Origin of the sequence: Geobacter benzoatilyticus (genome assembly GCF_017338855.1) — a bacterium.
GTDB classification, from domain to species: Bacteria; Desulfobacterota; Desulfuromonadia; order Geobacterales; family Geobacteraceae; genus Geobacter; species Geobacter benzoatilyticus.
The window spans coordinates 916,726-939,144 of record NZ_CP071382.1 but is presented as its reverse complement, the minus strand read 5'-3'; the positions used below and the strand labels follow the sequence as shown (position 1 = coordinate 939,144).

General features: G+C 60.3%; 19 protein-coding genes and 1 tRNA gene. 5 read left to right on the top strand and 15 right to left on the bottom strand.

Going from position 1 to position 22,419, the window contains the following annotated elements:
* Nucleotides 1-20: 20 nt before the first annotated feature.
* From JZM60_RS04465 to tssJ, 9 genes are all read right to left on the bottom strand, one after another.
* A complete protein-coding gene (locus tag JZM60_RS04465) occupies nt 21-821 on the bottom strand; it encodes an ankyrin repeat domain-containing protein (RefSeq protein ID WP_207164316.1) in 801 nt (266 codons plus the stop codon).
* Between the two features lie 81 nt (nt 822-902).
* A complete protein-coding gene (tssI, locus tag JZM60_RS04460) occupies nt 903-3,731 on the bottom strand; it encodes a type VI secretion system tip protein TssI/VgrG (protein ID WP_207164315.1) in 2,829 nt (942 codons plus the stop codon).
* A 57-nt stretch (nt 3,732-3,788) separates the two neighbouring features.
* Nucleotides 3,789-4,826, bottom strand: coding sequence for a hypothetical protein (locus tag JZM60_RS04455; protein WP_207164314.1), 1,038 nt, complete (start codon nt 4,824-4,826; stop codon nt 3,789-3,791).
* A gap of 2 nt (nt 4,827-4,828) precedes the next feature.
* The gene (locus tag JZM60_RS04450; RefSeq protein WP_207164313.1) at nt 4,829-5,485 is read right to left on the bottom strand and encodes a hypothetical protein; all 657 of its coding nucleotides are present in this window, start codon (nt 5,483-5,485) and stop codon (nt 4,829-4,831) included.
* 55 nt (nt 5,486-5,540) lie between these two features.
* On the bottom strand, nt 5,541-6,509 hold the full coding sequence (gene tssG, locus JZM60_RS04445) for a type VI secretion system baseplate subunit TssG (protein ID WP_207164312.1): 969 nt from the start codon (nt 6,507-6,509) through the stop codon (nt 5,541-5,543).
* Entirely contained in the window at nt 6,473-8,203 is a 1,731-nt protein-coding gene (gene tssF, locus JZM60_RS04440; protein WP_207164311.1) for a type VI secretion system baseplate subunit TssF, read from the bottom strand. The genes tssG and tssF overlap by 37 nt, the downstream gene beginning before the upstream one ends.
* An 11-nt stretch (nt 8,204-8,214) precedes the next feature.
* Nucleotides 8,215-8,625: a type VI secretion system baseplate subunit TssE gene (gene tssE, locus JZM60_RS04435; RefSeq protein WP_207164310.1), complete on the bottom strand. Its 411-nt coding sequence runs from the start codon at nt 8,623-8,625 to the stop codon at nt 8,215-8,217.
* Between the two features lie 3 nt (nt 8,626-8,628).
* Nucleotides 8,629-10,020, bottom strand: a complete 1,392-nt coding sequence (tssK, locus tag JZM60_RS04430) for a type VI secretion system baseplate subunit TssK (RefSeq protein WP_207164309.1) — start codon at nt 10,018-10,020, stop codon at nt 8,629-8,631.
* The gene (gene tssJ, locus JZM60_RS04425) at nt 10,017-10,571 is read right to left on the bottom strand and encodes a type VI secretion system lipoprotein TssJ (protein WP_207164308.1); all 555 of its coding nucleotides are present in this window, start codon (nt 10,569-10,571) and stop codon (nt 10,017-10,019) included. Before tssJ ends, tssK begins: the two co-directional genes overlap by 4 nt.
* A 324-nt stretch (nt 10,572-10,895) precedes the next feature.
* Here tssJ and JZM60_RS04420 point away from each other — a divergent pair, with 324 nt between their 5' ends.
* A complete protein-coding gene (locus JZM60_RS04420; protein ID WP_207164307.1) occupies nt 10,896-11,870 on the top strand; it encodes a DUF1848 domain-containing protein in 975 nt (324 codons plus the stop codon).
* 271 nt (nt 11,871-12,141) lie between these two features.
* Here the strand turns inward: JZM60_RS04420 and JZM60_RS04415 are convergent.
* The 4 genes from JZM60_RS04415 to radA form a co-directional block, all read right to left on the bottom strand.
* Nucleotides 12,142-12,217: transfer RNA gene (locus tag JZM60_RS04415), tRNA-Ala, on the bottom strand.
* 79 nt (nt 12,218-12,296) lie between these two features.
* Entirely contained in the window at nt 12,297-14,126 is a 1,830-nt protein-coding gene (locus JZM60_RS04410; RefSeq protein ID WP_207164306.1) for a sensor histidine kinase, read from the bottom strand.
* Between the two features lie 51 nt (nt 14,127-14,177).
* A complete protein-coding gene (gene dksA, locus JZM60_RS04405; protein WP_207164305.1) occupies nt 14,178-14,534 on the bottom strand; it encodes an RNA polymerase-binding protein DksA in 357 nt (118 codons plus the stop codon).
* A 100-nt stretch (nt 14,535-14,634) separates the two neighbouring features.
* A complete protein-coding gene (gene radA, locus JZM60_RS04400) occupies nt 14,635-15,987 on the bottom strand; it encodes a DNA repair protein RadA (protein WP_277603783.1) in 1,353 nt (450 codons plus the stop codon).
* 175 nt (nt 15,988-16,162) lie between these two features.
* Here radA and JZM60_RS04395 point away from each other — a divergent pair, with 175 nt between their 5' ends.
* Nucleotides 16,163-17,824: a HEAT repeat domain-containing protein gene (locus JZM60_RS04395; protein WP_207164303.1), complete on the top strand. Its 1,662-nt coding sequence runs from the start codon at nt 16,163-16,165 to the stop codon at nt 17,822-17,824.
* A complete protein-coding gene (locus tag JZM60_RS04390; RefSeq protein WP_207164302.1) occupies nt 17,817-19,166 on the top strand; it encodes an HD-GYP domain-containing protein in 1,350 nt (449 codons plus the stop codon). Before JZM60_RS04395 ends, JZM60_RS04390 begins: the two co-directional genes overlap by 8 nt.
* A gap of 22 nt (nt 19,167-19,188) precedes the next feature.
* Here JZM60_RS04390 and JZM60_RS04385 read toward each other — a convergent pair whose 3' ends face one another.
* The gene (locus tag JZM60_RS04385) at nt 19,189-19,773 is read right to left on the bottom strand and encodes a HEAT repeat domain-containing protein (protein WP_207164301.1); all 585 of its coding nucleotides are present in this window, start codon (nt 19,771-19,773) and stop codon (nt 19,189-19,191) included.
* A 135-nt stretch (nt 19,774-19,908) separates the two neighbouring features.
* Between JZM60_RS04385 and JZM60_RS04380 the strand changes: the two genes are divergently transcribed.
* Together JZM60_RS04380 and JZM60_RS04375 are read left to right on the top strand one after the other, a co-directional pair.
* Nucleotides 19,909-20,241 carry a hypothetical protein gene (locus tag JZM60_RS04380; protein ID WP_207164300.1) on the top strand — a complete coding sequence of 111 codons (333 nt, stop codon included), beginning with the start codon at nt 19,909-19,911 and terminating at the stop codon, nt 20,239-20,241.
* A gap of 109 nt (nt 20,242-20,350) precedes the next feature.
* Nucleotides 20,351-21,331 carry a beta-ketoacyl-ACP synthase III gene (locus tag JZM60_RS04375; protein WP_207164299.1) on the top strand — a complete coding sequence of 327 codons (981 nt, stop codon included), beginning with the start codon at nt 20,351-20,353 and terminating at the stop codon, nt 21,329-21,331.
* Here JZM60_RS04375 and JZM60_RS04370 read toward each other — a convergent pair.
* Entirely contained in the window at nt 21,318-22,415 is a 1,098-nt protein-coding gene (locus tag JZM60_RS04370) for a CheR family methyltransferase (protein WP_207164298.1), read from the bottom strand. The two genes, JZM60_RS04375 and JZM60_RS04370, sit on opposite strands and share 14 nt — an antisense overlap.
* Between the last annotated feature and the right edge of the window lie 4 nt (nt 22,416-22,419).

Genomic DNA, 22,419 nt, shown 5'->3' with positions numbered 1-22,419 from the left:
CGGCTCCGATCTGTTATAGCTTACTTGTCTTGGTTTTTCTGATACTCCTCGCGCCGCTTGGCATCTTTCTCAAACATCTCGTCGAGTAACTTTTTGTTTTCTTCCTCTTCCTCGGCTGTAAGAACTTTCGGCCTCAGAGGCCCTGGATCCTTCACGCCTCGGGCAGCAAGGAACTCCTGGCATTTGCGTTGCCATTCGTAGGCTTTAGGGAAGGCCTTGGGGTCGATTTTGTATTGATAGATATGAATCTCGGGGCCGTACCCGGTTCCGTCTTTAATCCGGAAATCAGCCCCTTTTTCCAGCAGATAATATGCATGCTCAAAATCCTTCAGTATCGTCAGATTCATCAACAGTGTCGCTCCACCGGCATCGGTTATGTTGATATCTGCCTTCCGGTCAAGCAGCATCTTCATTCCAATGTAATTAGCTGGATCCGTATAGATCATCCTGATCAAAATCGGCTCACCATCAATGTTTTTTGCATTTGGATCGCCACCATGATCGAGGAGGGTGGCCAAGTATTCGTTGTCGGGTGCTCCGGCAACAAAAGTCACCGCACTTTCCCCTTGGACGCCTGGAGGTGCGTCTGGAGCATCGATACGTTTGTTGGGATCAGCTCCGTTTTTGAGAAGCGTCTGAAGAGCGTCCATCTTCCTGTTTCCCAAGGCGAAGATCAAGGGGGTGATTCCTTGTTTTCCGTAAGCGTTGGGATCAACTCTGGACTTGATGAGCGATTCGATTTTGTCTTCATCGTTGGCAACTATGGCACGACCCAACTCCAGCATCTCCCCATCAAAGTATTTTTCCGGTTGCAGCTTCATCTTTCCTCCCCCCTTGGCATTGCATGCCGCGCAAAACAAAATCGTACAAATTATGCCGAGCTTTATGAGTAGCCTCATTGATCACCCCCCCACCGCGTGTTGCAGAGTTTTCTGGTCCCGCGTCTTGACGGCTTCTATGCCGCTGATGGCTGCATTGATGGAATGTTTCGCTCCAGCCCATCTGGGAACAGTGTTGCCATTGATGTCAAAATTGCCGGGTAACGGAATTTCTTTTCCTACATGGGTTGGTAGCGGATTTGCCAAGATACTGGCGCCAAGAGCTGGGTTCACGCCAAGCAGGGCAGCGCCGATTTTCTTGGAGTTGTCTTGGGCGCCATTGAGTATTTCACCCTGAACGATGTAGTCGAGCACATGTTTGCCGTCGGCTCGGGTTTTGCCATACAGAGCAACGGTTTTTTCATGGACTCCTGCGGGGTTGAAGGTGATGGCGGGCATTCCGGTTACGATGCCAACTGCCTCGGCTTCACCACCTCCCAGGGAGTGGCCAGTCGCTTTCACATTACCGCCGGTGGCGGCATTAACAGTTTCAGCTAGTTTTATGGCACGTTTATAATATTCTGTATTCCATCCCCGCGACTGAGAAACGTCTGCCAGTAAATCCTGATAATTGCCGGGATCGGTCCCCTTGAAAGCAATGACCGGTTTGGCGTTGGGACCCAGGACGTCAGGGTCTGGAAAGTAGACCTCGGCGCGGAATTGCGAATCTTTCGGTGCCACCATGTCAAGGGTAGCGTTGACGGTGGACAGCTGCTTCAGGTTTTCGCTCCCCCGGCCCCACCCGATCGGCGGCCCCTCCATCTTGATGTCCTTGTCGTAGTAGTGATAGGCGTCCCGCGACAGCACGGCCATCTCCGCCCCGTCGATGTTTTGCTCGAAATCGGCCGCAGCTTTGAGAACCTTGTTTTTCTGCGGTCCATTCATGTAGTGGGCCTTGCGGCGGGCATCGGCAATAAGTTTGAACCGCCCCGCGCGCCGCTCCTTCTTCCCCTGCTCGGCGGGAGAGAGTTTCCTCACTGGCCGCGCCGGTTTTGCAGCCAGGGCCTTGGCCCCCGCCGCTTTGGCCGCCGGCGCCGCCTTCATGGCCGGGGCCGTGGCGGTGGCTCCCGCCGTGCCACCCATGTTCATCTTGATCGGCTTGCCGTCCAGGTGCAGGGAGCCGGTGCCGGTGGCGAACACTTCCTTGCCGTGGATGACGATCTTGCCGCTCTTGTCCAGGACGATGCTGGAGGCGCCGCAGATCAGCTTCAGCTGTTCTCCCGCGCTGATGGTGGCGGTCTTCCCGGCGTGGTTCACGATGACATTGCCCACGGTCTTCGTCTCGTTGTTTTTCACCTCGATGGTCAGATCCTTCTGGCCGTGGAGGTAGACCTCCTCGGCGCCCCCGGCGTCCTCGAAGCGCAGTTCGTTGAACCCCTTCCCCTTGTGGCTCTTGGTCCGGAAGCCGCTGCGGGTCTTGTTTTCCTTCGCGTTGTAGATGGGGATGTTCTCGGCGTTGTAGACGCAGCCGACGATGATGGGGCGGTCCAGGTCGCCGTCGATGAAATCCACCAGCACCTCGTCGCCGATGCGGGGGATGAAGAGCGCCCCCCAGCCGCCGCCGGCCCAGCTCTGGGCGACCCGGATGGAGCAGGAGCTGTTGGCGTCCCGCTGCCCTTCCCGATCCCAGTGGAACTGGACTTTCACCCGGCCGAACTCGTCGGTTTCGATCTCTTCCCCCTTGGTGCCGACAACGATGGCGCTTTGGGTGCCGGGGGCCGGCGGCTTGGGGATGCTCTTCGGGCGGATGGCCAGTTTCGCGTCGATGGCGGTGAAGCCGTTCACGTAGACGAAGCCCCCGCCGTCTCCGCCAAACTCTCCGGCGGCCTGGGGCTGGGAGCCCGTGTGCTCGAGGGTGACGATGAGGTACTCCTTGTTGAGGCTCTGCTTGTCGAAGCGGGTCAGGTTAAAGGTGGCCCCGGCCACGAGCCGCGCGCAGCTGCTCATGGCGACGGCCTTGTCGTTTAGGGCGGTAAGCTCTTCGTGGCGGATCTGGGCGAGCCGGGCTCCCCTTTTGTGGTCGTTGTAGGCCCCGGGGTAGGCGTAGACCTGCCGCTTCACCTCCTGCCCCTCTTTTTTAGTTGTCTCCAGGTTCACCGGCGGGTTGGTGTAGTCGAAGTCCGTGTGGGCGACCGAGTCGGTCTGGCTCCGCTGGGAGAAGGTGAGGCTTGTGATCGCTTCTTCTGCGGCGTTGAGGCCGCCGGAGGGGTTGAAGGGGATCTCCCGCTGTCCCTTGAGGTAGAGATAGTTGCCGGGGTCGTTGCCGAAGACCACCACATGCTTCTCCGGGGTGTGCTCGAAGAAGTAGAAGATCCCCTCGCGGGCCAGGAGTCGGGAGATAAAGTGGAGGTCCGTTTCGTTGAACTGGGTGCAGTATTCCAGCTTAACCTCATCTCCCCTGGTGCGGAAGTCGAAGCGGCCGGCATCGATCATGGCTTCCGCGAGGATGGTGGTGACAATCTCCTTCACACTCTTGTTCTGAAAGATGCGGCAGTCCTTTTCGAGGGAGAGAAACCATAGATCGGGGACGAGCCGGATGGTGTACTGGTTGAGATCGTTGCCGATCGTTCCCATGAAGGTGAACCTGCTGATCACGCCATGGAAGTAGCGGTTGGTGTCCACCTGGGCGGGGACGCCGGTCGGTGAATACTCGGCAACCGGCTCGTTGACGATGGTCAGCAGCCCCTCGCGCCCCAGTACCATGTCGCCGGTGACGGTCGTGTCGCAGACCACCGAGAGATTCACCTCGAAGGGGGATGAAATCCCCTCCCTGGCCGAAAAGCTCAGGACCGAAAACGCGTCATTGACGTCAGGCACATCGAAGAAGTACCGGGTGCTTGAACCGTCGGACATGGGAAAAGCCTCCTCACAAAATTGAAATTTAAAGGTGTTGCTCGTGATGAAATAGGTTTACCGGCCGTGCTCGCGCCAGTTTCTCATGTCGATGGGCTCGTCGGGTTTTCTCATGAGTTGGGGGCACTGCTCGGTCAGGATGTTGAGTAATTGAATAAATTGATCGTGGTTCTGACCCTCAACAATATTGCTTCTCAACTCACCGGTCATCCGCTTGTCATTCATCATGTCCTCAAGAAGTGTCTTTCTGGTTTCAAGAAACAGTTTGGCTTGGGGATCATCGCAGCGGAGTTGCTTTTTCTCATGGCGGTTTAAAGCAATAAATAGTGCAGTCATATTGATGGCTTCTGTGTCTCCAAACCATCGGTCTGTTCCATTGTAGAAAAAGTCGAGCCCTTCTGGCTCCTGAACACGGGTGCGTTCCCGGAACTCGATGAGAAGTTGCTGCAGCTCCTCGAGCCTTGCTATTTCGGAATCGCTTCGGATAAACGGATTAAAGTAAAAGCTGTCGCCTGCCGCGCGGGAGTAGATCGCGGGTCTCAGGGTCACATAGGTCCAGATGGTTCCGTAGAAGATATTGAACCGGGCCTTTCTGAAGTAGGAATCGCGAAAGGAATGGCGTGTCATTGCCCGCGCGTGTTCATGGATCTCATCGGTCCAGCGGATCAGTTCCTTGAGGTTCCCGATGGGCTTTCTCGCGTCATCTTCCCTGCGAAAGACCGGCTCCACGAGCTCATGGAATTCCGTGTAGCGTATGAGATACCAGAGCATCTCCCGCTCGGCGTCGTTTTCCGGCAATGCCTTCATGCCGGCGTGATAAAAAGCGTCCCGCACCAGATAAAAGGGTTTGGTCAGGGGATTTCCGTGTCCGAAAGCCTTGGACAGCGGGGAGATGTAAATTTTGTACATCACAACCGCCCCCGACATGCAGAGCTTGGCGACCGGATGGGGGCGGCCGATGGTCTGTTGTGACGCCACAAGGCCGTAGATGATGAGATTGAAGAGGAAAAAGTAGAAGAACAGGACGCGTGCAGGGCGGCGCCATCCTAATCTCCTGATTTCGGAAAGAATGCTCTTGGGCGGTTGTTCCGTCATGTTCACCTTCTCTTTCCATGGTTTCCGCTATTTTTACCGAAAAACTGCCGGGTGAGCGGAGCGGGCAGAGTGTAAGGACTGGTATCCATGGTGAGTATCCAACGGGCAAGCATGTGAAGCTCCATGCTGGGCACCTGGATTTGACCATTTGAGGGTTTGTTGGTGGCGGGAAATTGGGGAAGACCACCGTCCTTCTTTTTCGAAAAGAATGTTCTATCAATCCAACCGTTCACCTCGTTGCCGACCTGATACGCTCCATATGCAACACCACATGCCCCGACAACTATGGCGATTTCGGGGGCCAGCGCGGCGGCGCCGACGGATACCAGCACCCTTTGGGCAAGAAACCTGGTGAGTTGGGCGGTTACAAGCCTTTCCCCCACCTTGCCTGCGGCAATCTGGGCGACAGTCCCCCCGGTATTACTGACAAAGGCTTGAAGAACTCCTTCTCTGTTGACGCCTATGTCGAAACCCATGCCGAAAACCATGTTCGTTCTTGCTCCGAGCCAGAAGATGAGGCGGTCCCCCTTTTTAGGGGCCATTTGCTTCATCATTGTGAGATAGGTGGTAATCGTACCCCCGACCATGTTCTGGACCGACTGGAGCCATTCCGCCTGCTTCTTTGCATTCTCGTATTGTTCATCGTATGCGTGATTCATGGTTGGAAACCTGCTTGATCCGTCGATCCCAGTTCATAAGCCGCCAATATTTCCCTCACACCCCGCCGGGAAAGCTCACCGACACCTTCCCCATATCCTCGCCTGACGTCATCCATACATCCCACCCGAGCCGGATGCCGCTGCCGAGCATGGCCTGCGGGGCCTCGCCGGGGGCTAGGATCAGTTCGATTTCGTAGGCGAGGGGGTCGCTGATGTATAGGTCGACAAGGAGGTCGAGGCGCTTGCGCTCCGGGGTGCCGGGGAGGAGCGCGGCGAAGCGGTCGCGGTCGAGGGGGCCCACCTCGATGCGGAACATGCCGGAGCGGTCCGGGATCTCGGAGCCGAGAAATGTGTCCATGCCGAGGGTGCCCACCGTGCCGAGGCAGGCTTGTTCCTCCGGAGGCAAGGCCATAGTGCGGGAGACGGCGGAAATTACCTCCACCGGGGCGCAGAGCGCATCGGCCAGAAGGGTCCGCAGCCCCAGGGCCGACCGGGGATGCTGGGCGAAGAGCCCCGTGTAGCGCAGCAGCGAGCGGGGTTCGGGTAGTCCCGCCCGGAGCGTCCCGTCGCCGTGTCCACCCAGGGAGTGAAGCCTTTCCTCGACCGCTCCGTTCCGGCGCTCGTCCAGTTGGAAAAAGATGCGGTACTTCCGGGCCGCTTCCGCAAAAAGGGCGTAGAGGTGCCGGTTCACGATGTCGAGAAAATCCCGGCTGGCGCTGCTGTCGGCCGCCTCCTCGTCGAGGAGTTCTTCGGTGTAGAAGGAGGGGAGGGGGGTCGCCTGGCCGTAGAGCCCCAGAAACGTGGCGGTGACCCGGTAGCCGTCGCCGCGCCGCTCTACTTCGGCCACGTCCGAGGCAGGAAAGCCGAAGGATAGCTTGGGGAGCACCTCCACGGGCGTCCGGTTTCCTCCCCGCTCGGCGAGGAGTTCCAGAATCCGCATCACCTGGAGGAAGGAGAACTCGTGCCCCCGGGCGAGGATATCCCGTTCTAGAGGAGTGGCTGGTATCCGGCTCTCGGTGGCCACTGGTACTCCTCTCCCCGCACGGTTTCGCGGATGGTAAGGCGCGTGAAGGTGTTGAGGGTGGCGCTTCCCGCCAGGAACTCGTCCAGGACCGACCCGAAGAGAAAGAGGTCGCCGGGTCCGGCGAAGTGGTCGCCCCGGGCGTCGATCCGGATTTCAAGCCCCCGCATGGGGGCGCCGCGCACGATGCGGTCCGCGGGGCGGGTCGCGACCCGTTCAATCCCCTCGATACGGCGCCGGTTTGCCGCAAGGAGGGTCCGGTCGCCGCCGGGGAAGAGGTAGAGCCCGAGGCATTCCCGCAGGTTGTCGGCGTGGGCCAGAGAGAGGCGGCTCAGGGGGATTGCCGAGAGGAGCCTCCAGAGGAGGTTCGGCCCCAGGGGCGGGGGAACCGACGGGGTGATGGGGGTGATGTTGCGAAACGCGGCAAAGGCGGGCACATCCATGGTGGGGTGGCTGACGTCGCCGACCCGGAGGCTTTCCGGGAGCCTGCCGTTGGTGCAGGTGAGGGCAACAGACAGGGTCGTCCCCAGGGCCGGGACGCTTCCCGGCGGGTAGGCGAGGGAGAGCCGGACGTCGCAGCCGTCCCTGAAGGGGGATGCCGCGATGGTGGTATGGTAGATGGGGCGGTCGGGGGCCGGCGTCCGGAACTGCTCGAAGGGGAAGAGGGGGTACTCCCGGGAGGTGCCGCGGTCGAAGGCGGTGACTCGTTCCACGGAAAAAACCTCGGCGTGTCCCGGCGTTATAGTTGCCGGCCGCAGGAGGTGGTGCTCTTTCCGGTGGTCCAGGAGGATCGGGTCCGCATCGTGGGGAAAGAGGTTGATGGCCGGGGTCGCGAAGAGGGCAAAGCTCTCCCGGTTCACCCTGGGGGGCTGGGCCGGGGCGCTCCGCAACTCGAAGGTGACACTGAAGCGGGTGCCGGCGCCCCGCCCGGTCCACTGCTCCCAGCCGGTCAGATCCAGGAAGAAGAACCGGCGCGGGGCTGCCAGGTATTCTTGAAGAAACCGGTAGCCGGGGAAAGCATGGGACGGATAGGGGATGAGGGGCTCGTCCCCGGCGAATCCCGCCGGTTTGAGGAAGGAGGGAGGCAGGACGGCGCTCTTCCCCCCCTCGGCGGGGGTGATGATGATTCGGGAGAGGAAGCGGGAGAGGAGGAGATGGAGTTCCGCCGCGTCGGACTGTTCGGCGGCCGGGAAGAGGCGGAGGGATTTCGGCTGCCACTGGTCGAGGGTGGTGCCGGCAAGCTCGAACCTTAGGGTAACGGCGGGGGCCTTGCCCGCCGGCTGGCTGAAAGAGGCGTCGGTCAGGGCGAGGGGGTGCATCTCCACGGGGCTTGTGGTCCGGAAGTGGCAGCGGGTTCCCTCCACCGGGACCGAGGCGAGCACCGTCCCGGCCGGGACAATCTGGCTCTGCGCGAGGGAAGGCTTCGGCTCGAAGGCGACGATGGTGGTGGCGGGAATGGGGCGCAGGTAGTGGGGAGCCACCAGCCGGACCATGTCGTGGACCAGCTCGGGGAAGTCGTCATCCAGTTTCTGGCGCAGGAGCGCCGTCTGGAAGGCGACTCCCTCCAGGAGCCGTTCCACGTCCGGGTCGGCCGAGGTGCCCCCCAGCATCGGCGCCAGGGCCGGGTGCTTCCCGGCGAACTCGCTCCCCAGTTCCTTGAGGCGGGCCAGCTCTTCCTGATAATGACGGGTAATCATTGCAAAAGCCTCTATCGTTTCACGGAAATCTTGCCGTCGGTGTCAACGACCGTCTCGAAGCGGACCCTTTCCCCATCCGCTCCGGAGATGTGGGCGGTAATCTGGAAGCGCAGCGCCAGTGCGTCGTCCTCCTGGGGGATGAAGGCGACCCGCACCCCCTGGAGGCGGGGCTCGTAGGTCTGGATGGCGGTGCGGATGCTCCGCTCGATCTCCCGCACCGAGTCGGGGTAGGTCTGGAGGAAGTCGAGAAAATCGGGGACGCCGTAATCGGGGGCGATGGGGGCGCTCCCCTGGCGGGTGTTGAGGATCTGGCGCAGGTGGTTCAGCACCGAATCAACCAGGCGGCCGTAATCGGTCCGGCCGCGTCGCGCCGGGTCCCGCTCGAAGGAGCGAATCCGTTCCAGAAGGCGTTCCTCACGCACAGTCTACCCCTTTGCCACCACCATCAGCTCCACCTCCAGGTCGGCGGGGGCGCTGGTCCAGTAGAGGGCCAGGGTGTGCTCCCGCTCCACCAGGGGCCACTGGTCGCCCGTGGCGTCCAGGGCTAAGTAGTGGGTGTCGGAGCGGCGCGGCAGCTCCTGGGGCGGAATCGGCAGGTGGGCAAGCTCAATGCCGGGAAGGGCACGGGCCGCCAGGACGGGGAGGTGCTCCCGTGCGCTGAGTTTTGCGGCGGTGCCAAGGGACGGGAGGAAGGATGCCGGCTCCTCTTTCGTCCGCAGGGCCAGGTAGTAGCGGTTGCCGCCGTCGAAGACCGTCGGTTTCAGGTCTGCGCTGTAGAAGGTGCCGTCATGGATAAGCCGGATCACGTAGTCGGGGCCGGCGGTGATCTCGTCCAGAAGCTGGGCGATCAGGTCCCGGGCCGCGGCGAAGCACTCTCCCAATGCCCGGTGGTCGTAAGGGGGAAGGAGCCTGATACCGTCTTCCAGTTCCCCAAGGGCGGAGACCCGCTCCGAGAAGGAGGCCAGCTCGCCGATGAGCTGGCGCAGGGCGCCATAGGCGTCCCAGGGGTGGACCCGCCGGGCCTCGGTCAGGTGGAAGAGGAGCGGCACGTGGCGGTTCAGGGAGCGGAGCGCCAGGAGGTAGACCAGATCCCGGGAGCCGAACTCGGCGTTCTGGATACCGCGCTGCTTCTTGTGCTCTTCCAGTTGCCGCCCCCGGGCCGCCACCTGATCCCGGATCTCCCGCACGATGCGGAAGAGGGGCTCGCTGGCTTCCAGGGCGAGGGAGGGAGGGATGAAGCGGCGGGAGAGGCGCACCTCGGCGCCGAAGCGCTCCAGCCGGGCCACGGGAATCAGGTGCCAGTCCCCCAGCTGCTCCCGCTCGCTGTCCCAGAAAATCTTCAGGACGTGGCGCAGTCGTTTCACCTGTCCCGGAGGGCCTCCGGCGTGGAGATCCCTGGCTTCCTCCGGGTCCATGGGGGAGGCGAAGCGGGTTGAGACCGCCGAAAGCCCCTCCAACTGCTCCACCGTGGTGACGTTTTCTCCCGCCTCCTGCCATTTGCGGATACCCACGGAGACCATGAGGGGCTTATCCCCCTCAAGCCATGCTCCGTCGAAGGAGCGGGGCTCGCAGAGGGCGTTTTCGCCCAAAACCGCCCAAGTGCCGTCGGGGAAAAGGAACTCCCCCGAAAGGATGCTGAAGATCCCCGTGCCGAGGGCGCTCTCTTCGATTTCAAGTTCTCCAGCACCCCAGAAATGGGGGTGGAGGTGGTTGAAAAGGGGGGCGAGGCGTCCCTGGATCGACAGGTCCAGGAGTTGAAAGTGCTGGGGCTGGAGAAAGAGTCCCTGGTGCCAGTGAAGGGGTGGATGGGCGGTCATGGCTTTTCGGTCTCCTCGGTCATGTCCTGGATCTCCTGGGGACCCAGGAGGAGTTTCATGTCAAGCCGTCCCGGCTTCACGAGCTTGGTCCGGCGAATGAAGCCCTTTGATTCCTCCACGGCGGGGATGGATATGAGTCGCGCCGAGCGCTCCCTGTCCAGCCGGTAGTAACCGGCCACGAACCCCACATATCGGGCACCCTCGGCCCGGTCCAGGGTCTCGGTCAGCTCCTGTCCCGGCTGGATCACGAGCCGCTTTGCGGTAGCCACCCCAGGGTCGAACCGGCCGCACTCCAGAAGCTTTGCCAGGCCATCGGGTTCCGAGCGGAACTGATTGAAGCCGTTGGGGTCGCGGAGCTGATAGAGGCAGGCGACGAGGGCGTGGGGGGTTTTCTGGAACAGGTTCAGCTGCGGAGCTCCCTTAAGGGTGACGGTGATCGCCTCCTTCTCGTAACCCCACTCCAGCGGAGGTTTCACGTCCGGGGTCGAGGAGCAGGAGCATAGTGATGCAACGGCAGAGATATAGAGCAATAAAGCGGCTGGACGCTTCATCGTGTTCTCCCTTGGATTCTGTGGTCGGCAAAGTAATCGGGCGAGCGGGTGGGTCAAGAAGACGGGATTTTCTTAGACCGGCCAAATATAAAGTAAAACTTATTATCATTTTTTGTGATTGTGTGTCAATCCGGTTGCCGAGGAAATGAGTGTAAGGCTGCTCCGGCAACTTCCTTAAAACAAGCGTTGATGCCAACCGGGCAAGGTAATGGTGTTTGTCGAAAATGCCTATGATGATATATTTCGCTTCATCGACGAGGGGCTCCTGTGGCCGAAGCGCAACGTCAAATTTCACCGCATGATTCTGTTCATCAAGAGGTAACCATGGCGATCATCTCCGCAAGCCGCAGGACTGACATTCCGGCCTTTTTCGCCGACTGGTTCATGAACCGGATCAGAGAGGGATATTTCCATCGCGTGAATCCCTTCAACGCAAAGCAGGTGAAAGCGGTGAGTCTGGCGCCGGACGACGTGGACGCCATCGTGTTCTGGACCAAGAACCCGCAACCGCTTCTGCCCCATCTCGACGAACTCGACAAGCGGGGCTACCGCTACTACTTCCAGTTTACCCTGAACCCCTATGGCGAGATCTTCGAGCCCCATGTGCCGCCGCTGGCCGAGCGTATTGCCGTATTCAGGGAACTGAGCCGGAGAATAGGCCCCCGCAGGGTGATCTGGCGCTACGACCCGATCATCGTGAGCGATGCCACTCCCCTCGAATACCATCGGGAAATGATCGCCGGCACTGCTGCGGCATTGCAGGGGCATGCCACGCGGATGGTCTTCAGCTTCCTTGATTTCTACGGCAAGGTTGCAGGGAGGATAAAGGAGCTGGAAAAGACGAAAGGCATCCGGGTCATCGACATCACCGACGAGAGCCGCCGGGAGGAGATGCTCCGGCTTGCCGCCGGGATAAAGCAGATTGGCGACCATTACGGCCTGGAAGTCCTCTCATGCGCCGAGCAGTTCGACTTGGCCCAACTCGGCATCCAGCACGGCAGCTGCATCGACGGCAGGCTCATCAGCTCTCTTTTCGGCATCCGGAAAGACTTCCCGAAGGACAAGAACCAGCGGGGCGAATGCCTCTGCGTCGAATCCATCGACATGGGGATGTACAACACCTGCTCGTTCCAGTGCACCTACTGCTATGCCAACCTGAGTCCGAAAAACATCGCCGCCAACCTCGCGAAATGCTCAACGGCTTCGCCTTCGATGATTGCCTCACCGTACGGGCCAACTGCCGGGTCGGAGTGCAAGAAATCGAAGCTGGAAGGGTGCCAGCTGGAGTTGACCCTGTAGTTTCTTCGTAAGCAATGATAGCCATTAATGATGGCGCAACTTTGTAAAAACTCAAATGTGTAGATATGTCGGTGGTGTCGCGGGTGCGATTGTCAGCATCTCGAATGACCAATATGGGCGGCAATGGGGAGGGGAGGGAGATGTTGCGGGGCTGATTCTAAACTTTCATTTCGTCCCTTTTGTAGTATTTTAATTCACTTTCATAGGGGTTACACAACCACTTGAAACGGAAACAGGCACTTGCAAGTCTATTGCAAGTGCCTGTTTTTATTGGTGGAGACGAAGGGGATCGAACCCTCGACCTATGCGTTGCGAACGCATCGCTCTCCCAGCTGAGCTACGTCCCCGTTGTTCATTGTGTGGAGTCCGGTTAACCGGACAGCCCAACTTTTATACCGTAAACCGGTTCCCTTGAAAAGAACAAAATTAGGGGGATACCGGTATGGTGACGGTGAATTCGGCACCTCCGGCTTTACGGTTCGTGACTTCAATTTTGCCGCCGTGCGTGGTTATGATTTTATGGGCTATGGAAAGGCCGAGGCCGGTCCCTTTCTCTTTTGTGGTGAAGAACGGGCTGAAGAGGGTGTGAATGTGTTCCTTCAGGATGCCCGCTCCCGTGTCGGCGACCCGGACCGATACGGCCCGGCTGCCGTTGATTTTGGCTGGGCCGGATTCGATTTCAAGCATCCCCCCCAGTTCCATGACGTCATTGGCGTTGCTGAACAGGTTGATGAATACGTGGCGGAGTTGCTGGTAGTCACCCAGCACCGATGGCAGGCGTGCTGCCAGGAGCTTGTTTACTTTAATGCTCTTCTCTTCGAGTGGAATCGTCACAACGGCCAGTGCGTCGTCGATGATCTGGTTAATGCTGCACTTGGCGTAGCATATGGTGGTCTTTTTCGAGAAGTAGAGGATGTCGGTCAGCATCGTTTCCAGGTGATGGACTTCGCGGGTGATGAGATCGGCGTACTGCCATTCCTCCGACTCGGCCGGCAGTTTTTTCTTCAGCCGTCCCGCAAAGCCTCCCACCGAGACAAGAGGATTTTTGAGCTCATGGGCCACCCCAGCCGCCATTTTGCCGATGGCGGCGAGTTTTTCCCCCTGCAGAAGACGGGCTTGTATGTCATGGAGGTTGCGGTTGGTTTCTTCGAGCCGGTTGTAGAGGATGGAGTTTTCAGCGGCCATTCCCGCTTGATTGGTGAATAGCTGGAGCAGGTTCAATTCGCTTGGGGTGAGGGGCCGCCCGCTTACGCTGTGGTCTACTATTATGGCGCCGATAACCTGTTCATGGGCTATGAGGGGGGCGACGGCGAAGGGTGTGCTGCCAAAGCGCCGGTTGAAGGGGCGGTCAATGGGGTGATTCCGCTTGGGGTTGTCCACGTAGACAAGTTCCCTGTCAAGTACCGCCCTGGAGATATGGTTGCGGGAGCTGTCAAGGGGGAGTCTCGTCTCCTTGACAAGTTGGCAAAATTCGGTTTGCTGTAGAGAAGCGATGTCGTCGTCTGCAATGTTCAAGATGTCCGGCGTGGGTGCGGCGGGTGTGCCCGCGTCCGTTTCAGTTGCTCCGGTTCTGGCTGTTCCGGTCATGCCTTGAAGGGTTTGCGTCCGTTCGTTGGCAAGAAAAAGCATTGCCCGGTCGAATAGGGGGGTAGTCCCTGACGTGAGGGCTGAAAGAATCAGATGCACGAGGCGGTTCAGCTTGATGGTGGAGAGCATTGCGTTGCTGATCCGGTAGAGGAACGCATGCTCTTCAAGCTGCTTGTTCATGTCATCGAGGGCGAGCTTGCAGCGAATGACGCCGGAGGCCTCGGTAATAAGAACCTGGAGAAGTTCGCTGTCATCGATGTCGAGGATGGGGGTGTCGCGGAATCCGAGCGACAGGACGCCGAGAAACCGTTCCCCGTCGGTTATGGGGTAGGCATCCACATGGCGTTCACTGCCTGTGTACGACTCGTCGGGATGCAGGGATGCGGCCGTGCGGCGGAGGAGTTTCCCCTTTGCCGCGCATTTTCCCGCGACCCCTTTTCCGAAAGGGATGTTGCAGTCGCTGATCCCGTTGGGGAGAAGCGTCGATATCTTGCGACGGAGTGAGCGCTGTTCTCCGCCGCCGGCAAGGTATATGGTGGCGGATACGCAGTGGAATGCTTCGGCGATGAGGTTCAGGAAGGCTGTCAGGCGTACATGATGTGGCTGTTCGGAGGCGTTGGCTATCCGAATCGCACTGCTCACTATCATGTACTGATTCTGAACAGCCATCCCGGCTCCGGTATGAAGTAAGTGCTACGGGGAGGATTCTATGGAGGAGGTTTACGGGTGTTTTTCTTTCCGTTCCTGTTCCATTTTGCAGTCGATGCAGAGGGTTGTCACCGGACGGGCCTTGAGGCGCGCCTCGCTGATATCTTCTCCGCATACTTCGCAAGTGCCGAAAGTTCCATCGTCTATCCGCTCGATGGCCTCACGGATCTTGTTGATAAGCTTGCGTTCCCTGTCCCGGATGCGGAGCTCGAAGCTTCGGTCCGACTCCTGGGTAGCCCTGTCGGTTGGATCGGGGAAGCTGGTGGAGTCGACGGTCATTTCCGAGACTGTTTTTCCTGCCTCTTCCTGGAGCGAACGAATCTCCTCGTTGAGGATCGATCTGAAATATTCGAGCTTCTCCTTGTCCATGCCACGCGTCTCCCTTGATATACGGTAAATCGTTCAGATAATAAAGGGATTGCATGGTCAAGTAAAGAAAAAAGTAAGCTTGCTCTTATTTGCAATGGCGTCATAGAAGCCGGTCGAGAGCTTCCTCCACCGACTTTACGCCAATCACTTCCATTCCCTTCACCGCCGTTACCTGCTTGAGGCTTCCGGCGGGAATTACGGCCCGTGTGAAGCCGAGCTTTGCGGCTTCGCGCACCCTGGTCTCGGGCTGGGTTATGGCCCTTACTTCGCCGGCCAGTCCCACCTCGCCGATTATGACCGTCTGCGGGTCGATGACCTTGTCCAGGTGGCTGGAGGCGAGGGCCGCAACCATGCCGAGGTCGGCGGCCGGCTCGCTTATCCGGGCGCCGCCGGCGGCGTTCAGGAAGATGTCCTGCCCCGCCATGTGGAGCCCCACTTTCTTGTCCAGGACGGCCACCAGCAAGGCGAGCCGGTTGGCATCCACGCCGAGGGTGGTGCGGCGGGGGACCCCCAGGGAGGAGGGGGTGACGAGGGCCTGTAGCTCCACCAGCAGCGGGCGGCTCCCTTCGATGGTGGTTATGACGGCGGAGCCGGAAACCCCCAGCGGCCGCTCCGCGAGGAAGATTTCAGAGGGGTTGCGGACCTCACAAAGTCCCCCCTCCTTCATCTCGAATACGCCTATCTCGTTGGTGGAGCCGAAGCGGTTCTTGACCGCGCGCAAGATACGGAAGGCGTGTCCCCGGTCCCCTTCGAAATAGAGGACCGTGTCTACCATGTGCTCCAGAACCCTGGGGCCGGCGATGGAGCCGTCCTTGGTTACGTGCCCCACGATGAAGGTGGGGATGGCGCTGCGCTTGGCGGCCACCATGAGACGCCCCGCGCACTCCCGTACCTGGCTCACGCTTCCGGGGGCCGATTCTAGCCCCGGTGCGTACATGGTCTGGATGGAGTCGATGACCACGGCCCTGGGAGCCACGGCGTCGATCTGGGCCATCACTGTTTCGAGAGCTGTCTCGGCAAGGAGGAGAAGCTCCTTTGCCCGGATGCCTAACCGTTCTCCGCGCAGCCTTGTCTGGCGCGCGGACTCTTCGCCGGAGACGTAGAGGACCGGTCCGGCAGAGCGGGCCAAGTGGTCCATCACTTGCAGCAGAAGGGTCGATTTGCCGATGCCCGGATCACCGCCGATGAGGACGACGGAACCGGTTACGAGCCCTCCGCCGAGTACCCGGTCGAATTCGGCAATGCCGCATGAGAGCCGCTCTTCGGCTTCCCCGGCGACGTCGCTGATGGAGACCGGCGCTGCGCCGGCAGGATGAGTCGGGGAGCTCCCTTTCGCCTTGCTCTTCACTTCTTCGACGAGGCTGTTCCATGCGGCACAGTCGGGGCATTTGCCAAGCCACTTGGGTGACTGATATCCACAGTTCTGGCAGACGTACAACGTCATGATTTTCAAGCGGGTCATCCTCCGCAATGCGTTTAAGGGCCGGGGCGTAAGGCTACGTTCTAAACCGATTCGCAGTGTCTGTCAACGGCAGTCGCCGGACAACCGGTGTCAGAAAGTTTCCCTCAAGGCGCTCCGTTTGATATAACTTGATATAAGCGTTTAGTCTTGGAGAGAAGGATAAAAGATGGTCAAGGGCGACGAACAGCGACGCAGGAGTGATGACGGGGGTTCCCGGCGGCGCAATTCTGCCTTGGCCGAGCTCCACAGAGCGCTCAAGGTCATGGGATTTTATCCGGCGGGACATCCGCTACGGGCGGAAAGTCTCCGTTTGGCTTTCGGCGCTCTTCGCGACGCCGTGGGAAGTGATCCTCTTATGCTGTCCATAGGCAAGGGGGGCTTTGCCTCCTCCGATGGCGCCGCGTTTTCGGAGCAGACTCCCATGATGCTGTCCCTTGCCCGGGAGCTTTTCATCCGGCGTGTGCGTCGCCTTGCATTCCTGCCGGGGATTTCCCCGTCGGATATGGAGGCTTTCCTCGCGCTTCTTTCCCTTGACCATCGAAGTATCCCCTCGGCCGGCGGGATGGAGACGCTCATGGCTAAGCGGGGGATTACGACCATCTGGGTTAACGAAATAGATTTGACGGCCATCGACCGCAAGCGGCAGGAGATCGAAGCGTCACTTGCCGCGGCGACGGCGATGCCTGTTGCCGGGGATCAGCCTGAAGACCAATCGCCTCCCTCCTTCGCGGCGGGTATGGACACAGACTCGGAGCTTACTCCGCCACCTCCTGGAGAGAACGGCGCGGAGCAGGTGGTGGCGTCTCTCGAGGAGCTTGTTGCGCTCATGGCGCGGGAACCCGATGATGAACGCTACCGTGAGCTTGCCCGGGACTTCGTGAAGGAGAGTGGCCGTTTGCAGGCTGTTGGCGAATTCGAGCGGTTAATTCCGCCCCTTGAACTTCTTCTGCAGCAAGCCAAGGATGAACGGGTGGGGCTTGCCCGGTGCGGCAGTGCGCTCCTTGCCCTCGATCAGGCCGTGGGTGAGGGGATGGTCGATTTTCTCGTCCGCCGCGTTGAGGCGCAGGGAGCCATGGAGGGGGTTCGACTCCTGCCCCTCTTTGCCGAGTTGGGGTTCCGGACAGCGGCACCCCTCGTAAAGCGCCTCTGTTGCGCCGAAGCGGGCCGTCCCCTTAAAAACCTTGCGGCAGCTCTTGTGGCGGTGGGGGAAGAGGTTGGGCCGCTTGTGGCGCCGCTCCTTGACGATGAACGCGGCCACGTGGTCCAGGCCGCGGCGGAGATCCTTGGCGAGGTCGGTTATGGCGGTTGCGTGGCGCAACTGAGGCGGTGCCTCGGCCATCCCGAGGAGGGGGTGCGCCGGGAGGCCCTCCGGAGCCTCGTCCGGATCAGCGGCCCCGAGTCGGAGGAGGCCGTCATCGACTGTCTTGCCTCTTCCCGCGATCAGATCCTCCGGCGTCTGGCGGCGGTTTCTCTCGGCACGATCAAGGGCGAGCGGGCGGTGGAGGCACTGCTTGCCGTTGCGGCAAAACGGGACAGCTTTCTTCGCACCCTGCCGCTAAAAAGGGATGCTCTTGCGGCTCTCGGCAGGATCGGCGACCGGCGTGCCGTCCCGGTAATTGCGGGATTGCTCGGGAGCCGCCACTGGCTCTCACCCCGACGGGGAGAGGAGTTGCGTTGCCTTGCCGCCGCTGCTCTCGGCCAGATCGGTGATCCATCGGTCATGCCCCTGCTTTCGGAGCTTGCGGCAAAGGGAGGGCGTGTCGGTTTGGCCTGCGTTGCGGCTGCCGGCGCCATAGAGCAGAGGCAGAAGGGAGTATCCCATGGCTGAGTTGTCACTGGAGCAGGCGCAACGGGTAATTCTCCTCCTGGCTGGTACCGTCAAAGGAGTTCTGCTCTATCCCGAGGCCCATCCCGCCATTGCCCAGCCTTTGGGTGAAATCCGCGCCCTTTTGGATGAAGCGCTCAGGGACAGGCAGGAGGTGCGTCTCGGCATTCTCGACGGCGTTCTGTTCCTGGAGCAGCACCTCTTCTTTACCCCAACCGCTTCCGTGGACGAGCTTGCGGGGATTCTCTCGGCGCGTGAAATCCGGTCCGTAATGTTTCAGAAGGGGATCGTTGTCCCGGAACTGCTTGAACTGGTGAACCTGCTCTCCCGGCGAAATATCACGGGGGGAAACCTGGCGGCGGAACTCTCCCGCAGGGGATGCAGCCATGTGGTTGTCGAGCCGCAAGAGTTGCAGCCCGAGGTGTCCGAGGAAGAGTTCGACCCCCTTGCCACCTACCGGCAGGCAATTACCGTAGTAAGCTCCCTTTTCAAGGATGTGGAGAGCGGCCGGATTCCCAGCACCGATGCTCTCGGCGGCGTTGTGGACCGGGTTGCCGAAATTGCCATCCGGGAACCGTCAACGCTTCTGGGGCTCGCCATGATAAAGGACTATGACAATTACACCTTTCATCACAGCGTGAACGTGGGAATCCTCACAATGGCCATCGGGGCCGCCCTTGATCTGGGGAAGGATCAGCTGAGGGAGCTGGGGATGGCCGGGTTTCTCCATGATGTGGGGAAGACGCGGGTGGCGAAGTACATCCTCAATAAGCCGGGGAAGCTTTCTCCCGAGGAATTCGAGCAGATGAAACGGCATTCGGAGGATGGCGCCCGGATAGTGGGCGACATCGAGGGGGTGAGTTCCTATGTGGCCCAGGCTGTGCTGGGACACCATATCGGCTTCTCCCGCAACGGTTATCCCACGTGGGCCCTGGGCCTCCCCTTCGAGAGGGCGTGCGATATCATCTCCGTGGCAGACTGCTACGACGCCATAACTACCCTGCGGGTCTACAAACCTCCCCTGAACCCGCGTGAAGCCGTGAAGATGCTGCGGGAACTTGCCGGAACCCAGCTGGACCCGCAACTGGTGGAAACCTTTGCGGAAATGCTGGGGCGGTATCCTGTGGGAACCCTTGTCAGGCTCGATTCCAGCGAGATCGCGGTGGTGTACAGGCCTGCTGCCAGCGGCGGAGACCGCCCGGCCGTCAAGGTAATAAAGGATGGGGATGGGAGGATGCTGCTGACGCCGGTTATTGTGGATCTGGCACAGGAAGATGACAGGGAGATTGTTGCCGAGGTGGATCCGTATCTGGCTTCCGTCGATGTCTCCCGCTACCTGGAATGATGGCGGGGTGAGGTGCGGAGTGTCAAGGCCCCGGAGGGAGCATCCCCAGAGCCGTGGCCGCTGCCTCTCGCGTTTGTGCATGGGGGGAGTCGAGAAGCTCCAGCAGCTTGGCTTCCAGTTCCGGGCCGCCGATCTTGCCGAGGGCCAGGGCGGCTTCTGCATCGAGGAACCCATCGCCGGCGTCGAGGAAGGGGGATAGCAGTCGGACCGTTTCCGGGGTGCGGTAGTGGGAGAGGGCGGCAATTGACTTGGCCTGGATGGCGGTGTTGATTTCCTGGAGCCCGTGGACAAGAACGGGAAAAGCCTGCGGATGGGCGATGGGGCCGAGAACCTCTATGGCTGCCGACTTTATGTCCTCTTCGGGGCGGTTTGCGCAGTAGATGAGGGGGGGGAGAACCCGTTCGCCGCCGATTTTGCCGAGGGCGTAGATAGCCTTTACCTTTGTCGCCCGGTCTCCCTTTTTAAGAAGTTCGGTTACTTCGGCAAAGCTGCCCGCGCCGTCAAGGCGCTCAAGGGCCGCGGACGCAGCCTTCCGCACCTCCGTGGCCGGGTCCTTGAGGAGCGGAATAAGCCGCTCGCGCCGTTTTCGCGTTGCGTTAGACTCCATAATTGTGGCATTAGTAGCAGAATTCGTTCGGTTCAACAACCCCTATAATCCCCATATTAATATCATTTTTGACCCGTTGGTTCACTTTTTATCCACCCTCCGACGCTACAGTTCGCATAGCTTGAAAGGATCTCAATGAAACTGAATTTGAAAGCAGCCCTCCTCTCCGCTTTTGTACTGCCGGGGCTTGGTCAGGTCGTACGGGGTGAGCAGGTTAAGGGCTTTGTACTAATCGCCTTTGCCAATATCTTTCTCCTGGGAGCGCTTTTCCTGATTCTCAAGGGGATGGGGTCGGTGCTCGTTGAGGCTCAGCTAACGGGTGTCGTTGATGCAAACGCTGTTGCTGCAAAGCTTTCCTCCGTTGCTCCGGCTGCTCGGGCGCTTTTGGCCTGCTTCGCTGCCCTGTGGTGTTACGCTGTAGCCGATGCTCTTGTGGATCGGCGTAAGGGAGAATCATCCGAACAGTAAAATTGCGTTTGACAAAATCGTGTAACCTGTGAGATAAAACAATGAGTTAGCGTATGGCCCCCGAACCCGGGGGCTTACGTGTATCACGGGTAAGAATGGAGCAGCAGCGATGATTCATGCCGAAATCGTGTCAACGGGCGGGTGCGTTCCCGAGCGGGTCGTTCCCAATTCTTTTTTCAGCTACCTGGTGGATGACGCCGACAACTGGATCGAATCCCGCACCGGAATCCGCGAGCGCCGTTTCGTCGCCCCCGAGGTCTCCACGTCGGATCTGGCCACCGCTGCGGCTCTCAGTGCCCTCGCCAATGCCAACATGGAGCCCGGCGAGCTTGACTGCATCATCGTCGGCACTTCCACCCCCGACATGTACCTGCCCGCAACCGCCTGCATGGTCCAGAAGAACATCGGCGCAAAAAACGCCGTTGCCTTCGACATGAACGCCGTTTGCAGCGGTTTCATCTTCGGGGTGGAAACCGCCGACAACTTCATCCGCTCCGGCAAATACCGGCGGGTCATGGTTATCGGGGCCGATACCTATTCTAAGTTCCTGGACTTCCAGGACAAGGGGACCTGTCCCCTGTTCGGCGACGGAGCCGGTGCCGTCATCCTCGGCGCCACCGAGGAGAAGCGGGGGATTCTCCAGAGTGTGATTCATAGTGACGGAAGCGGCTGGGAGCTGATCCAGGTCCCGTCCTCGGGCTCACGCTGCCCCGTTACCGCCGACACCATCGCCAGCCGCGACAATACCTTCAAGATGTCCGGCAAGCAGGTATTCATCTTCGCCACCGATGTGATCCCCCGGATAATCGAGGAGGTTACCGCTAAGGCGGGCGTGAACATCAGCGACATCGACTACATCATCCCCCACCAGGCCAACGTGAGGATTATCGATTTTATTTCCAAAAAAACCGGTCTCGCCAAGGATCGTTTCCTGCTCAACCTGGACCGTTACGGCAATACGGCCGCCGCTTCGGTGGGGCTGGCGCTGGACGAGAATATCCGCAACGGCATCCTCAAGCCGGGGCAGCTGCTTCTCATAATGGGGTTCGGCGGCGGTCTTTCCTGGGGGGGCGCCCTTATTCGCCTCTGATTCCGGCGATCCCCTCTCCGGCTGCAACCACCGACAATCCTTTGCCGGCAAGGATGTCACCCAGCATCGCAGGCGGCGCGACCCGCTTCCACCCGTCGTGGAAGCGGTCGGCCGCCAGGATGATCCCCCCCGCCGCCAGGCGGTCCGCCAATCCCGCCACTACCTGTTCCAGGGTTTGCCGTTCGTGCATGAACGGTCCGCCGAGAATTCCATTGCAGAGGATGACATCGAAGGTTTCGTTGCCGTAGGCTCCGGTCGTAGTGAGGTCCGCGGCGGTGAAGCGGATGCGTTCAAGGGCGCCGGTTGGGCGAAGTTCCTCCCTGAAGCGGCGAAAGGCTTCCTGCCGCTGCGGGTCGTGGGGAAAAAAACCGTGGACGGCCGCGAATATTTCGAGGGGATCCCGGCTGGAGCCGGTAATAAGGAAGCTGTCGGGAGCGAGCCCGGTCTTCAGCAGGAGTCGGGCGAGGCCGTAGGTTCCTTCTCCGGCACCGCACGCGGCGTCGAAGCATCGGAGGACTCCCCCCGGTTTTCTGCCGGTTGTGCCGAGTCGGCGGGCCAAAAAATCTCCTTGGGCAGGATAGCGGTCGGCGCTGGCGCCGTGATGGCGGGGGACGAAGAGGGAGAACAGGAAGCGGAGGCGAAATTCGCTGTCAGCCGCTAGCTTCGCCAGAAGGCGCGCAGGGTCTGCTTCCCTGAAGGGGGGCGCGAGGCGCTCCAGGCAGTCGGACCATGAGGCTGCTCTTTGCAGGGGAGTGCCTTCGAGGGATGCGTCGAAGGTGAGGGAAAGGCGCAGAAGCCGTTGGAAGGCGCGCCTCAGTTCTTCCTGTGGGAGCAGCAGATTTGTGACAGCCCTCATCTCCGCCGTGATGGCGAGCCCCTCGCCCCAGAGGCCGAAGGGGATGGTGCCGGCATAGGCGCGAAATCGTTCCCCGATTCGCGCAATGCGCCGCTGAAGGTCTTTGTCGCCGAGGGCTCCAGGGATGACGAGGCGAAGCAGCTGCCGCCGGGTTTCCCCCGGATCGGTGACGGGCAGGGTGGCCTCGGCAGGCCGCGACGGTGATGACACGTGCTGCGGTTTTTTCATCGGA

Bases quoted from the DNA above. Each gene is read 5' to 3' on its own strand.
- JZM60_RS04465 (WP_207164316.1), bottom strand. From the start codon at position 821: ATGAAGCTGCAACCGGAAAAATACTTTGATGGGGAGATGCTGGAGTTG.
- tssI (WP_207164315.1), bottom strand. From the start codon at position 3,731: ATGTCCGACGGTTCAAGCACCCGGTACTTCTTCGATGTGCCTGACGTC.
- JZM60_RS04455 (WP_207164314.1), bottom strand. From the start codon at position 4,826: ATGACGGAACAACCGCCCAAGAGCATTCTTTCCGAAATCAGGAGATTA.
- JZM60_RS04450 (WP_207164313.1), bottom strand. From the start codon at position 5,485: ATGAATCACGCATACGATGAACAATACGAGAATGCAAAGAAGCAGGCG.
- tssF (WP_207164311.1), bottom strand. From the start codon at position 8,203: ATGATTACCCGTCATTATCAGGAAGAGCTGGCCCGCCTCAAGGAACTG.
- tssK (WP_207164309.1), bottom strand. From the start codon at position 10,020: ATGACCGCCCATCCACCCCTTCACTGGCACCAGGGACTCTTTCTCCAG.
- tssJ (WP_207164308.1), bottom strand. From the start codon at position 10,571: ATGAAGCGTCCAGCCGCTTTATTGCTCTATATCTCTGCCGTTGCATCA.
- JZM60_RS04420 (WP_207164307.1), top strand. From the start codon at position 10,896: ATGGCGATCATCTCCGCAAGCCGCAGGACTGACATTCCGGCCTTTTTC.
- JZM60_RS04410 (WP_207164306.1), bottom strand. From the start codon at position 14,126: ATGGCTGTTCAGAATCAGTACATGATAGTGAGCAGTGCGATTCGGATA.
- dksA (WP_207164305.1), bottom strand. From the start codon at position 14,534: ATGGACAAGGAGAAGCTCGAATATTTCAGATCGATCCTCAACGAGGAG.
- JZM60_RS04395 (WP_207164303.1), top strand. From the start codon at position 16,163: ATGGTCAAGGGCGACGAACAGCGACGCAGGAGTGATGACGGGGGTTCC.
- JZM60_RS04390 (WP_207164302.1), top strand. From the start codon at position 17,817: ATGGCTGAGTTGTCACTGGAGCAGGCGCAACGGGTAATTCTCCTCCTG.
- JZM60_RS04385 (WP_207164301.1), bottom strand. From the start codon at position 19,773: ATGGAGTCTAACGCAACGCGAAAACGGCGCGAGCGGCTTATTCCGCTC.
- JZM60_RS04380 (WP_207164300.1), top strand. From the start codon at position 19,909: ATGAAACTGAATTTGAAAGCAGCCCTCCTCTCCGCTTTTGTACTGCCG.
- JZM60_RS04375 (WP_207164299.1), top strand. From the start codon at position 20,351: ATGATTCATGCCGAAATCGTGTCAACGGGCGGGTGCGTTCCCGAGCGG.
- JZM60_RS04370 (WP_207164298.1), bottom strand. From the start codon at position 22,415: ATGAAAAAACCGCAGCACGTGTCATCACCGTCGCGGCCTGCCGAGGCC.